12 protein-coding genes are annotated in these 13,594 nt (G+C 63.7%); 10 read left to right on the top strand and 2 right to left on the bottom strand.

Annotated features, from left to right (window positions below):
* Nucleotides 1–12: 12 nt before the first annotated feature.
* Nucleotides 13–1,227 (bottom strand): hypothetical protein, encoded by a 1,215-nt coding sequence (locus tag EPO34_03035; protein ID TAK04103.1) that lies wholly within the window; start codon nucleotides 1,225–1,227, stop codon nucleotides 13–15.
* 90 nt (nucleotides 1,228–1,317) lie between these two features.
* Entirely contained in the window at nucleotides 1,318–4,266 is a 2,949-nt protein-coding gene (locus EPO34_03040; protein ID TAK04104.1) for an isoleucine--tRNA ligase, read from the bottom strand.
* A gap of 66 nt (nucleotides 4,267–4,332) precedes the next feature.
* Between EPO34_03040 and EPO34_03045 the strand changes: the two genes are divergently transcribed.
* The 10 genes from EPO34_03045 (at nucleotide 4,333) to EPO34_03090 (ending at nucleotide 13,568) form a co-directional block, all read left to right on the top strand.
* Nucleotides 4,333–4,797 (top strand): RpiB/LacA/LacB family sugar-phosphate isomerase, encoded by a 465-nt coding sequence (locus tag EPO34_03045; GenBank protein TAK04105.1) that lies wholly within the window; start codon nucleotides 4,333–4,335, stop codon nucleotides 4,795–4,797.
* Nucleotides 4,707–5,516: a hypothetical protein gene (locus EPO34_03050; protein ID TAK04106.1), complete on the top strand. Its 810-nt coding sequence runs from the start codon at nucleotides 4,707–4,709 to the stop codon at nucleotides 5,514–5,516. Before EPO34_03045 ends, EPO34_03050 begins: the two co-directional genes overlap by 91 nt.
* Before the next feature lie 45 nt (nucleotides 5,517–5,561).
* Nucleotides 5,562–6,350: a hypothetical protein gene (locus EPO34_03055; GenBank protein ID TAK04107.1), complete on the top strand. Its 789-nt coding sequence runs from the start codon at nucleotides 5,562–5,564 to the stop codon at nucleotides 6,348–6,350.
* Between the two features lie 102 nt (nucleotides 6,351–6,452).
* On the top strand, nucleotides 6,453–7,307 hold the full coding sequence (locus EPO34_03060) for a transketolase (GenBank protein ID TAK04313.1): 855 nt from the start codon (nucleotides 6,453–6,455) through the stop codon (nucleotides 7,305–7,307).
* A gap of 90 nt (nucleotides 7,308–7,397) precedes the next feature.
* A complete protein-coding gene (locus EPO34_03065) occupies nucleotides 7,398–8,372 on the top strand; it encodes a DUF4349 domain-containing protein (protein ID TAK04108.1) in 975 nt (324 codons plus the stop codon).
* A gap of 160 nt (nucleotides 8,373–8,532) precedes the next feature.
* A complete protein-coding gene (locus tag EPO34_03070; protein ID TAK04109.1) occupies nucleotides 8,533–9,618 on the top strand; it encodes a transketolase family protein in 1,086 nt (361 codons plus the stop codon).
* Nucleotides 9,619–9,676: 58 nt separating this feature from the next.
* Nucleotides 9,677–10,648, top strand: a complete 972-nt coding sequence (locus EPO34_03075; GenBank protein TAK04110.1) for a carbohydrate kinase family protein — start codon at nucleotides 9,677–9,679, stop codon at nucleotides 10,646–10,648.
* A gap of 7 nt (nucleotides 10,649–10,655) precedes the next feature.
* Nucleotides 10,656–11,579 (top strand): class II fructose-bisphosphate aldolase, encoded by a 924-nt coding sequence (locus EPO34_03080; protein ID TAK04111.1) that lies wholly within the window; start codon nucleotides 10,656–10,658, stop codon nucleotides 11,577–11,579.
* Nucleotides 11,580–11,604: 25 nt separating this feature from the next.
* Nucleotides 11,605–12,576, top strand: a complete 972-nt coding sequence (locus EPO34_03085; GenBank protein TAK04112.1) for a carbohydrate kinase family protein — start codon at nucleotides 11,605–11,607, stop codon at nucleotides 12,574–12,576.
* Nucleotides 12,573–13,568, top strand: coding sequence for a D-glycerate dehydrogenase (locus EPO34_03090; protein TAK04113.1), 996 nt, complete (start codon nucleotides 12,573–12,575; stop codon nucleotides 13,566–13,568). Before EPO34_03085 ends, EPO34_03090 begins: the two co-directional genes overlap by 4 nt.
* Nucleotides 13,569–13,594 lie beyond the last annotated feature (26 nt).

Raw genomic sequence — 13,594 nt, forward strand, 5'->3', positions numbered from 1 at the left:
AATGGAAAGGGGTTACGCCGTCAAGACGGCCTGCCCGCCTTGGATGACGAGCGGGGCTTCGAGGCGCTGCGACCCATGCAGGATGACGGAGGAGAGCGCCGGCACGCGCAGAAGGGTGTCTTCGGCCTCCTGCCCGACCACCTCGAGCATTTGCCCATGGGTGAGCGGCGTCTGCGCCCAACGCTTGTACCGTTCGACGGCCTTCAGGAATTCCGGCGTCCCGGCCACCCCGAGCGCGCTCGCGACGAGCGAATCGCGCACGAACAGGCCGGTCTCCAGGTCGCGCCGGCCGATCATCTTCAGGATGCCCGGGGCGGGCAGGATCTTCTGCGCGTATTCGCGGAGTCGCGCCTCTGCCGTCTCATCCGTCCACTCGCGATCCGGCTCGGACCCGATCGCGAACACGAGCGGCGTGAAATAGTCCTGGAGGAATAGCTCCCGGTCGGCGTTCGTGCGGGCCGTTTCCCGTTCAATCCATCGCCCTTCGCGCACCGACGCCTTGGCCAGGCGTTCGCCGTGCGCGGGCAGCGCCTCCTGCGCCGTGGCAAGCTTGTCCGCGTACCGCTGATGGATGGAGCGGATGAAAGCCGCGTCACGTTCAGAAACGGCGGCGGACTTGGATTGGATGAAACGGACGACTTGGACCGCATCCTTCTTTTTGGCAATGTCGTAAATCACCTCCACGAGGTCGATGCCCTGCTCGGCATCCAACCGGTCATGGGTACCGAGCATCTGGCGAAACGTGGCCGGAAGCCTTGCCTGGCGGCGGTCGTTTTCAAAACCATCCTGAAGGCGCTTCACGTCGGCGAACACCGCGAGCGCGCCACGCGCGAAGATGTCCGCATACTCCACCGGCTTGATCTCCTTTTTTACCAGCTTCCCCTGTTGGAACCGGAAATCCGGGAGCATGGGGAGGCCCCGCTCGGCCGCGGCAGCGCCAAACGCGCGCGCAAACCGCTTCGAGAGCGCGTCAGGGGCGATGGACCCGTTCACAAGGCCGCGCAAAAGCCTGTTTTGCAGAGCCGCCTCGGGCAGGCGCAACTCGCCGGCGCGTTCCCTCGATGCGATCGTAAGGAAATCCCTCACGACCTGATCCAAATCGACGACCTCGCCGCCCTTCACGTCGCGCACGGACATCTCCTGCATCTCCCCCCTCTGCGGCTTCTCGACCAGCCTGAACGCGGGCGGCTGGCGCTCGGAAGCTTGGGAAGACGGCTGCTCGGCCATAGGGGGAAACAAAATGGGCGAACGCCCGGAGGCGTCCACCCAATCTGACAAGCAGTATAGCACGTTTGACGACGGATTTCAAGGGCCGTTTTACGGCGTTTTCTCAAATCCGACCGTCATATCCATCTCATTGGCGCGGAAGGAGGCGGCGTTTGCCGGTTTCGCGCCATCCGTGCGCAAGCTTTTCGCAAGCGTGCCGGTGATGACGGAGTCCTTGTGCTCGTCGAGCATCAATTTCACGTCAGGATGAGAGCTTTCGACGAATACGACGATGCGGTCCTGGATGGTGAGGCCGGCTTCCTTGCGCATGGCGTTGATTTTACGGATCACCTCTCTGCTGGTGCCTTCTCGGACGAGTTCCGGCGTGAGCGTCGCGTCGATCTCGACGGCGGCATCCCCTTTTTTGACGATGACGGCCTTCACGTTCACCTCGTCCTTCAAGATCTCGACAAGCTCGGGTGCGAGTTCCCCGCTGGGGAGCGACACGGTCATGGACGAAAGCGCCTGGCGCACGTTCTTCCCCGCTTCCGCCCTGCGCTCGAGCGCTTTGGAGACGACGGAGCGGACGCGCGCCATGTCCGCGAGCAGATCGCCGTCCACGAGCGTCTCGTCCGCCTCCGGCCAGTCCTCGAGGTGCACGGACAGACGTTTCCCAACGCCGGCGAAACTGCCTTCTACGGCCTGATAGACGTGTTCTGCGAGAAACGGGGCGAACGGGGCGATCATTTTCGCGAAGGTGTCGAGGACGACGCGCAAGGTCATGACGGCTTCGCCCACAGACCCCCTGTCGTCCACCTTATCAAGGGGGACACTGGCCTTGAAACGGTCACGCGAACGGCGTACGTACCACTGGGAAAGGTCCGCGACGAATTCCGAGAGCGGCCGTGCGGCGCCAGCGAAGTCGTAGGCGTCCATGGCCTTCGTCTCGGCCTTGAGGGTCTCGTGGAGACGAGAGAGGATCCAGCGGTCGAGGACGTGGGAGTTGGTATTTGGGAGTTGGGAGTTGGTATGCGCGGGGGTGGCGTAGAGCTGGTAGAAACTGACGACGTTCTTCAGGATCATCACGAACTTCTTGTTCACCTCGTCCACGCCGGCTTCGCTGAAGCGCAGGTTCTCGCCGTGCACCACCGGGGAGGACATGAGATACAGGCGTACGGCGTCGGCGCCGTGCTTCTCCACCACCTCCATCGGGTCCGGATAGTTGTTGAGGCGCTTGCTCATCTTCTTCCCATCCTCGGCAAGCACGATGCCGTTCACCACCACGTTTCGGAACGCCGGCTTGTCGAAGAGCGCCGTGGCGAGCACGTGCAGGGTGTAAAACCAGCCGCGGGTCTGGTCCTGCCCCTCGGCGATGAACTCGGCCGGGAACCCCGCGTCGAACTTTTCGGCGTTCTCAAACGGGTAATGGAGCTGGGCGTACGGCATGCTCCCGGACTCGAACCAGCAGTCGAGCACGTCGGGGACGCGCGCGTAGGTCTTGCCGCCCTTCGTGATGGTGATTGGGTCAACGATGTGCTTGTGCAGGTCGGTAACCTTCACGCCCGAAAGCTCCGCGAGCTCGTCGCGCGAGCCAAGGCACAGCACGTCGCCGTCCTCGGCGCGCCACACCGGAATGGGAGTGCCCCAAAATCGGCTGCGGCTCACGGCCCAGTCGCGCGCGCCCTCGAGCCACTTCCCGAAGCGGCCCTCCTTCATGTTTTCCGGCACCCAATTGATCCCTTCGTTGTGTTCGAGGAGCTTCGCCTTGAGCTCCGTGACGCGCACGAACCACGACGAGGTCGCGTAGTTGAGCAACGGGGTGTCGCAGCGCCAGCAGTGCGGGTAGCTGTGCTGGATTTTCTTCTTCCAAACGAGACTCCCGCGCTTCGCGAGCGCCTTGATGATTTCCACGTCCATCCCCTGACCGTCCTCTTTGGACTTCACGGGACGACCCTTCACGGCGAACCCGTCCGTGACGAGCCCTTCGACAAGCTCAGGGACGAACGTCCCGTTCATCAACACATGCATGAGCGGCTTCACCTGCTCGCGCTTGCCAAGCTCCATGTCGTCGTCGCCGAACCCGGGGGCGATGTGCACCACCTGCGTGCCGTCCTCAGTGGAAACGAACTCGGCCGCGACCACGCGGAAGGCATTTTCCCATTCCTTGAAATATGGGAAGAGCGGCTCGTAGGTCGCCCCGACAAGGTCGCTCCCCTTTGCCGATCCGACGACGGCCGCGTCACGTAGCGGAAAATCCTTTTCGTTCGAAAGACGAGCGAGCGCCGCCTTCCCAATCAGGTATTTCGTCCCTTCTTTCTCGATGAGGACATACTCCATGTCCGCGCCAACGGCGAGCAGGACGTTCCCCGGAAGCGTCCATGGCGTCGTCGTCCACGCCACCAGCTTCGCCCCGGCGTGCGCCCCGCTCGTGAGCGTGAAGCCCGCGAACACCGAGATGTCCGTCACGTCCTGATAGTTCTGGCTCACCTCGAAGTTGGACAGCGCCGTCTCGCAGCGCGGACAAATATGCATGGGCTTGTGGCCCTCATACACGAGGCCGCGTTCCCACAGAGAGCGAAACACCCACCAGATGCTCTCCATGTAGGAGAGGTCCATGGTCTTGTAGGAGTTCTCCATGTCCACCCAGCGGCCGATGCGGCGGATCACCTTTTTCCACTCGTCCGCGTAGGTGAGCACCGTGTCATGGCAGGCGTCGTTGAAATTCCCGATGCCGAACGCCTCGATGTCCGCGCGGCTCTTGAGGTCGAGCTTCTTCTCGATGATGTTCTCGATCGGGAGCCCGTGGCAGTCCCACCCCCAAGTGCGCTCCACGCGCCGACCCTTCATCGTCCAGTAGCGCGGCGCGAGATCCTTCATCACCGACGCGACGATGTGGCCGTAGTGCGGCAGCCCCGTGGCGAACGGCGGGCCGTCATAGAACGTGTACGCCTTTTCCGCCGGCCGGTTCTCAATGGATTTCTCAAACACCGAATGCGTTTCCCAATACGAGAGGATGTCGTGCTCCTGGGAAGCGCCAGTGGCGCGTTTTTCATCTGCCATATCGCGGAAATCCTAACAGTTTGGGGGGTGGAGGGCAACGCCCGAATGGGTTACCCTATGGGCATTATGAAACCCACCATTTACGTCGGAGCCGACCATGCGGGCTGGGAGCTCAAGGAAGCGTTGGAGGAAACGCTCAAGGAAGAAGGGTACAAGGTCGTGGACATGGGCAACCGCGACCTGGTGGAGGACGACGACTATCCGGATTTCGGGTACGCGGTGGCGAAACGCGTGGTGACGGACCCAGGGAGCCACGGAATCGTGCTGTGCGGCAACGCGCAGGGGATCTGCATCGTCTCAAACAAGGTGAAGGGGATCCGCGCGGCCACCGGGTTCAACGCCGAGGCGGCCAAGATGGCGCGTACGGACGACGACAGCAACGTGCTATGCCTCCCGGCGCGGTTCCTGAAGCCGGCGGAAGCGAAAAAGATCGTGAAGGAATGGCTCGACACCCCGTTCTCGGGCGCGGAACGGCATGTGCGGCGATTGAAGAAGGTCGAGGAGATCGAGAACGAACAGTACGGAGTTTAGGTAAGTCAGGTAAGTCAGGAGCTCCTTACAGACCTGACAAGCCTGAAAAGCCTGAAAAGCCTATGATCGAAATCATCCCATCCATCCTCGTCCAAAGCGCCGACGAGTTCGAGCGGCGGCTGCGGCTCGTGGAAGACGGCTGCCTCACGGTGCATGTGGACGTGCTCGACGGGACGCTGTTCCCCTTCGTGAGCTGGTTCGACGCAAGCCGCGTGGGTACCCTTCGTACGCCCGTGCGATACGAGCTGCACCTCATGGTGGAGAATCCCCTGCCGATCATCGAGGCGTGGCGGAAGGAGGTGCCGGGATTCATGCGCGCCATCGTGCACGCCGAGATCAAGCGGCCGCTGGGCGCCGTGCTCGACCAGATCGCCGCGTGCAACCTTGAGGCGGGAATCGCGATGAATCCCGAGACGCCCATCCACGAGGTGCACCCGTTCGCGCACCGCATCCACCAGCTCACGGTGATGGGGGTGCACCCGGGAGCGTCGGGCCAGTCGTTCCTCGGGGAACCGATTCTCGAAAAAATGCGATCGATTGCCGAGCATTTCGCGGATTTGCCCGTGGAAATCGACGGGGGCGTTACCTCGGAGCTGCTCCCCGTGTTGATAGGGGCGGGAGCGACGCGCCTGTGCGCGGCCTCGTCGCTCTTTGGCGCCTCGGATCCTCTCGTCACCCTGCGGCACATGCGGGAAACCGCCTCGACGTACGACGCGTGAGCGTGCTATCCTCCCTTTAATCATTCATCACTGCGTAACGACCCTATGCGCAAGCTGGCAAGTCTCGTAAGCGCCGCCGCCCTCCTCGGGAGCATGCTCCCCTTCGCGGCCTCCGCGGCCACGGTCCCCCTCTCCCAGGTGCAGTCCGGCGACCTCGTGCGCGGGCAAAGCTTCTCCGCGGTGTACTACTACGGCAAGGATGGCTTCCGCTACGTGTTCCCCAACGACAAGACCTACTTCACCTGGTACGCGAACTTCAACACCGTGAAGTTCATCACCGACGCCGACCTCGCCAAGATCCAGATCGGCGGCAACGTCACCTACAAGCCGGGCGTGAAGATGCTCAAGATCAATTCCGATCCCAAGACCTACGCGCTCTCGAAGGGCGGCATGCTGCGCTGGGTAAAGACCCCTGAAATCGCGGTCGGGCTCTACGGCGCGGACTGGAACAAGAAGATCGACGACGTGCCGGACGCGTTCTTCTCGAACTATAAGAAAGGGGCGGACCTCGAACAGGTCAGCGACTTCAATGCGGCGGCCGAGCAGAGCAACGTCGATGACATCAACGACGACAAGGGCCTGCGCGCGCCCACGTTCATCGACATCGTGGACAACCAGTTCTCGGCCACGACCGTGACCATCCCGGCCAACACCGCCGTGAAGTTCACCAACAAGGGCGCAAACAAGCACACCGCCACGGCCACCGACCTCTCCTGGGGATCCGGCACGCTCGAAGCAGGCCAGAACTTCTCCCGCTACTTCAAGACCCCGGGCACCTACACGTACTTCTGCAGCTACCACCCGAGCATGACCGCGACGATCATCGTGCAATAAGGCCCGAGAAACGCCCCTACAACGGGGCGTTTCGATTTGTGCTAAAATGACCGTGATATGCCTGACCTCACCATTGGCCCCAAGGCGCGGAAATCGCTGCACTTGCACGACCGCAAGCTGATGCAGCTTGAGGAGCGGGCGGTGAAGATCCGCAAGGACGTGATCGAGATGCTGGTCTCGGCGGGTTCCGGCCACAGCGCGGGGCCGCTTGGGATGGCGGACATCTTTACGGCGCTGTACTTCCACGTGATGAACCATGATCCCAAGAATCCCGAGTGGGAGGATCGCGATCGGCTGATCCTCTCCAACGGCCACATCTGCCCCATCCGCTACGCGGCCATGGCGCACGCCGGATACTTCCCCATCGCGGAGCTGAAGACGCTGCGCAAGCTCGGGACCCGATTGCAGGGCCACCCCGAGCGCTCCAAGCTCCCGGGCGTCGAGACCACCTCCGGCCCGCTGGGTTCCGGTTCCTCGCAGGCGGCGGGACTCGCCTACGCGGCGCTGCTCGACAAGAAGCCGTGGCGCACGTACTGCGTGATGAGCGACGGGGAGCTCGAGGCCGGACAGACCTGGGAGGCGATGCTGTTCGCGGGCCGCAACCGGCTCTACAACTGCACCTTCATCATCGACCGCAACAACATCCAGATCGACGGCACCACCGAGGAGATCATGCCGCTTGAGCCGCTGCTGCAGAAGTTCGAATCATTCAACCTGCACGCCATCCATTGCGCCGGCAACTCCATCCGCGACTTCGTGCTCGCGGTGGAACGCGCGCACGGGGTGAGCGAGAAGCCCACGGTGATCATCGCCGACACCATCCCGGGCTACGGCGTGGGCTACATGGAATATGACTTCCGCTGGCACGGCATCCCACCCAAGCCCGGCGAGGAGGCGGATAAGGCCCTGCACGACCTTCGCACGCTCGGCGGCCGTATCAAATCCGAACATCAATAATTATCTGTCTTTGCGAGCCCATCAGGGCGAAGCAACCTCCCGTGAGATTGCTTCGTCGGCTGAGGCCTCCTCGCAAAGACAAGAAATTCTATGACCACCAAACCCGCCGCCGCCATCGTGATCGCCATCGGACTTCTCATCCTCATCGCCGCCGCGTCGGCCTTTCCTCCCGTCACGCAGACCATGCGGTCCATGATGGGCCTTTCCTTCGGCGGCCCGTCGGACGCGTTCGTGACCGGCTCCGTCCCGACGTTCATAGGCGGCATCAGTGCCGACAAGATGCGCCTGGAAGCGTCCGAGATGATGGGGTTCGCGGACGGACGCGGGATTCCCTCGCCCGTTCCTCCCATGATGGGCGGAAGCACGGCCGCAGAGGTGGATCAGAAGCTGATCAAGACCGGGAGCCTCGACCTCGTGGTGGATTCCGTGCCGGAAACCGCTTCGAAGCTGTCGGTCATCGCCGCCGGCAAGGGCGGGTTCGTGCAGGACTCGTCCGTTTCCGAGCGCGAGGACGGCACCCATTTCGGCTCCGTCACGGTGCGCGTGCCCGCGGCTCAATTCGAAGCGATGGTGTCGGAGGCCAAGGAGCTCGCGACGCTCGTGCGCAACGAGTCGGTGAACGGCCAGGACGTGACCGAGCAGTACACGGATTTGCAGGCGCGCATCAAGAACGCCCGGGCGCAGGAGACGGCCTACCTCGACATCATGCGCCGCGCGGGCACGATCGAGGACATCCTCGCGGTGCAGCGCGAATTGAGCAACGTCCGAGCCCAGATCGAATCCATGGAGGGCAGCCTCAAGTACCTAGAGAACGCCACCAGCTACTCCACGCTCTCGGTCTCCCTCTCGGAAGAACCGTCGGTGCGCCTCCCCAGCAAGGAGTTCCGCCCGCTCTCCTCACTGCGCGAGGCGGCCCAGGCGCTCATCACGGTCCTGCAGGGGCTGGTGACCTTCGCCATCTGGTTCGTGGTGATCGGCGCCGGGATGCTCATCCCGCTGCTCGTCGTCGTCTATGTCGCCTACCGCCCTGTGAAGCGCTTCTTCGCCCCAGGGGGCCGACGTTAATTGTCATCCTGAGTCTGGACCGCTGACGAAGGATCTTCGTTGGTAAACACCCAGACGGTCGTTCCATGACGATCGTCTGGTAGCCTCCAGACCAGGGTCCTTCACTTCGGCCTGAGGGCCTCCGTTCAGGACGACACGGCAAACTTCTAGAATCTACGATATGAAAACAGTTGGCCTCAACCCCGCCGCCTTCCTCGCGCGTGACGTGCTGAAGGCGGCGAAACTCAAGCAGGAGCCGACCAGGAATGGGTTCGGTGAGGGGTTGGTGCGCGCGGGCAAGGCGGACCCACGGGTCATGGCCGTCTGTTGCGACCTCACCGAAAGCACACGCGTGCTCGCCTTCAAGGCTGCGTTCCCGGACCGGTTCGTGCAGATGGGGGTGAGCGAGCAGGCCATGGCCTCCATCGCGGCCGGCATGGCCATGGCCGGCAAGGTGCCGTTCATCGCGAGCTACGCCGGGTTCTCCCCGGGGCGCAACTGGGAGCAGATCCGCACCTGCGTGGCACTCAACGACGTGAACGTGAAGGTCGCCGGCGCGCATGCGGGGGTGTCCGTCGGTCCCGACGGCGCCACGCACCAGATGCTCGAGGACATCGCCCTCATGCGGGTGATGCCCAACATGCGCGTGCTCGTCCCTTGCGACTCACTTGAGACGCGCAAGGCGACCGTCGCGGTCGCGAAACTCGACGGACCGGCCTACCTGCGCTTCGCGCGCGAGAAATCTCCTGTCTTTACCACCGAGAAGACCCCGTTCAAGATCGGGCGCGCCGAAGTATTCCGATTTGGGAACGACGCGGCCATCATCGCGGCCGGACCCGTGCTCTACGAAGCGCTCCTCGCCGCCGAAACGTTGCGAAAGGAAGGACTGGAAGTCCGCATCATCGACTGTCACAGCATAAAGCCGTTCGACGTGAAGACGGTCGTCGCCGCGGCGAAGGAGTGCGGAGCGCTCGTCACGGTCGAGGAGGCGCAGGCGGCGGCCGGCCTGGGGGGTGTCGTCGCGGAGACGCTTGGGAGCTTCGCCCCTGTCCCGCTCGAACGCATGGGCATGCAGGACAGGTTCGGCGAATCCGGTGAACCGACGGAACTCATGGAGGCGTTCGGCCTTACCGCGCCCTACATCGCCATGGCCGTGCGCCGCGCGCTCAAGCGCAAGAAGGGCGAGAAGGTCGCGGCTGTGCCGGAATACGTAACGGCGGCCGAGGCGCGATTGAAGGAGATGAAATCCGAAGCCAAACGGGCGTGATCCTTAGGAAAAATCGGCGTACAGCCGATTTTTCCATTATCTGTTACACTTTCCCCGTATGTTCGACCTGGTCGCGGTAGGAGACATCAAGCTCGACACCTTCGTGGTGCTCAATGAGGCCAGCGTGCAGTGCTCTCTCAAGATGCCGGAGTGCCTGCTGTGCCTCGAATACGGGGCGAAGATTCCCGTGAACGTGGTGGATGCCCAAATCGCGGGGTCGGCGCCGAACGTGGCGGTGGGCCTCTCGCGCATGGGGCTGAAGACCGCGGTCGTAAGCGTGATGGGCGAGGACGGCACGCGCGCGCTCGCGCTCAAGCGGCTCAAGGAGGAGAAGGTCGCTTCCACCTACATCCACGTGAGCAAGCGCGATCAGAGCGCCTACTCGGTGGTGCTCAACTACAAGGGCGACCGCACGATCCTCGCCTCCCAGATCGCGCACGAATACCGCCTCCCGAGGAAGATGGCGAGGACCAAGTGGCTCTACGTGTGCGAGATGGGGGTCGGCTACGAGAACCTCTACAAGGAGGTGGCTGCGCGCGCGAAGTCGGACGGGATGCTGGTGGGATTCAATCCGGGCACCATCCAGATCGCAGAGCGCAAGAAGGTGCTGTTCGACCTCATCAGCCGCACCTATGCCCTGTTCGTGAACCTGGAGGAAGCCCAGGCGCTCACGGAACAGAGGACTACCGAGATCCACCATCTCGCCACGGCGCTCTACAAGCTCGGTCCCAAAAAAGTAGTGATCACCGACGGCAAGAACGGCTCATACAGCTTCGATGGCCAGGAACTCCATCATTGCGACATCTTCCCGGGAAAGATGGTGGAATCCACCGGCGCCGGCGATGCGTTCGCCACCGGGTACCTCGGCGCGCTCACGCACGGCCAGCTCCACGACGAAGCGCTGCGCTGGGGATCGGTCAACGCCGCGTCCGTCGTAGGACGAGTCGGGCCGCAGCCAGGACTGCTTAAGACAAGCCAGATCCGCTCCCGATTGCGCCAGCACCCCTCGTTCCGAGCCCAACTCATGTAATCCCGTTATGCTCGCCACTCTTTCGGACGTCCTCAAGAAAGCCCGGAAAGGCCGCTATGCGGTCGGCGCCTTCAACGTGAACAACCTGGAGGCGATCCAGGCGGTCATCGAGGCCGCGCAGGCCGAACGTTCGCCGGTCATCCTCTCCACGAGCGAGGGTGCGATCCACTACGCCGGAATGGAGGAGCTGGGCTTGCTCGCGCGTCTCGCGGCGACGCGCGTAAAAGTGCCGGTCGTATTCCACCTCGACCACGGGAAAAACGTTCCGCTCATCGAGACCGCCATCAGGAGCGGCCTGTACACGAGCGTGATGTTCGACGGCTCTTCCCTCCCGTACGAGGAGAACGCGAAGGTCTCGTCACGGCTCGCGAAGCTCGCGCGCAAGCACGGCGTGAGCCTCGAGGCGGAGCTGGGCGCCATCGCCGGCATCGAGGATTTCGTGTCGGTCGCGGCCAAGGACGCGCACCTCACGCAACCCGCGCAGGCCGCGGCGTTCGTCCGCGCCACCGGCTGCGACGCGCTCGCGATCGCGGTGGGGACGAGCCACGGGGCGTACAAGTTCAAGAAGGCGTCCGAGCTCGATTTCCCGCGCCTGAAGGCGATTGCCGAGGCCGTGAGCGTGCCGCTCGTCTTGCACGGAGCGTCCTCGGTCCCCTCTTGGGTGAAATCCCTCTGCACCAAGTTCGGCTGTGAGATTTCCGGCGCCAAAGGGGTCGCCGACGCGCATGTGAAGAAGGCCGTGGGACTCGGCGTGTGCAAGGTGAACGTGGACACCGACCTGCGCATCGCCTTTGACGCCGGCATCCGCCAGTTCCTCGCCAAACGCCCGGAAGTGATCGACCCGCGCGAGATCCTAGGGCCGGCAAAGGCGCTCATGACGAGGGTCGTCCGTCAGAAAATGAAACTCCTTGGAAGCTCGGGCAAGGCCTAGGCGCATACCAACTCCCATCCCCCCTATGTTCGACATCGTCACCGTCGGGTCAGGCACGCGCGACGTGTTCCTCCTCTCCGACCAGTTCCAGATGATTCGCTCTCCGAAGTTCGCCACGGGCATCGGCGAATGCGTGTCGTTGGGGAGCAAGATCGAGGTGGAGAGCGTGATCCACACCACCGGCGGCGGGGCCACCAACGCGGCAGCCACCTTCGCGCGACTCGGGTACAACGCGGCCGTGGTATGCCGCGTGGGGGATGACAGCGCCGGGCGCGACGTGATCATCGACCTGCAGCGCGAGGGGATCGGCACCACGCTCATCCGCCGGGTCGCTGGCGAGGATACCGGCTACTCCGTGCTGCTCACGGACACGGGCACGGGCGAGCGCTCCGTCCTCGTGTACCGCGGGGTGTCCGGCTCCTTCACGGCCAAGGACATCCCTTGGGACGAATGCGCGGCCCGCGCGTTTTACCTCTCCTCCCTGGGCGGCAACCTCGCCGTTGCCCGCCGCCTGGTGTCGCACGCCGCGCAGTGCCAGGCGCTCATCGCCTGGAACCCGGGGAGCCGGGAGCTCAAAAAGGGGTTGGGGTCGATCCAGGATTTCCTCCCGGAAGTGAGCGTGTTCATGGTGAACCGCGAGGAGGCGATGATGCTCACGGGCAAGAAGGAGATTTCCGGGATGTTCGAGCGGCTCGTCACGGCCGACAACGTGGTGATCATCACCGATGGCGAGCGCGGCTCCTATGCCGCGCGCGCCGGCAAGGCCTGGTACGCGCCGGCCGCCGGGAGCAAGGCCGTATCGCGTACCGGGGCCGGCGACGCGTTCGGCTCGGGCTTCATGGCCTCCTTCGTGCAGGAGCGAGACGTGCCGGCCGCGCTCGCGCTTGGCACCCTCAACGCCGATTCCGTCATCCGCCAGGTCGGTGCCAAGTCCGGCATCTTGCGCAGGTGGCCCACCGCCGCGCAGATGAAGAAAATCAAGGTAAAAGCGCTATGAAAAAGCTGGTCGTCGCCGTCACCCGCGAGATTCCCGACGAGGGACTCGCCCTGTTGCGCAAGGACAAGCGGCTGTCCGTGAAGGTCTATGGGGAGGACCGGGCCATCCCGCGCAAGGAGCTGCTGCGCTTCGTGAAGGGGGCGGACATCATCCTCTCGATCCTCACGGAGCGGATGGACAAGGAGGCGTTCGACGCGGCCGGGCCGCAGCTCAAGATGGTGGCCAACTACGCCGTCGGCTTCGACAACATCGACCTGAAGGAAGCGGCCAAGCGCGGGCTCGTGGTCACCAACGCCGCGCATCCGAACGTGTCCGAGACGGTCGCGGAGCATGCCATCGCGCTCATGTTCGCGCTCGCGCATCGCGTCGTGGAGGTGGACGCCTTCACCCGCGCAGGCAAGTACCGGGCTTGGGGGCCGAAGATGTTCCTAGGGACCGACATGATCGGCAAGACCATCGGGGTCGTGGGCGCCGGGGCGATCGGCCAGGCCATCGTGCGGCGGCTCTACGACGGGTTCGGGATGGACGTGCTCTACGCCGACATGAAACGCAACCCGACGCTCGAGGCCCGTTCGAAAGCGCGATTCGTCACGCTGCCGGAGCTCCTCAAGAAGAGCGATTTCGTCTCCCTGCACGTGCCGCTGCTCCCCTCCACGCGCCACCTCATCGGCGCCAAGGAGCTCAAGATGATGAAGAAGACGGCATTTCTCATCAACACGGCGCGCGGGCCGGTCGTCGATGAGAAGGCGCTCCTCGCGGCGCTCACGAAGGGGGAAATCGCCGGGGCCGGGCTCGACGTATACGAATGCGAGCCGGCGATCGACTGCGATCTCACCGATACCCTCGAGCTGCGCAAGATGCGAAACGTGGTGCTCACCCCGCACACGGCCTCGGCCACGGTCGAGACCCGCCAAGCCATGAGTCGCACGGCCGCCGAGAACATCCTCGCCTTCGTGAATGGAAAAAAGCCGCCGAACATGGTGAAGACCTGAGGAGCTTGCGAAAAAACCGTGCCCAT

This window comes from Patescibacteria group bacterium (assembly GCA_004297215.1).
GTDB lineage: Bacteria > Patescibacteriota > Patescibacteriia > UBA9934 > GWF2-40-263 > 2-01-FULL-63-20.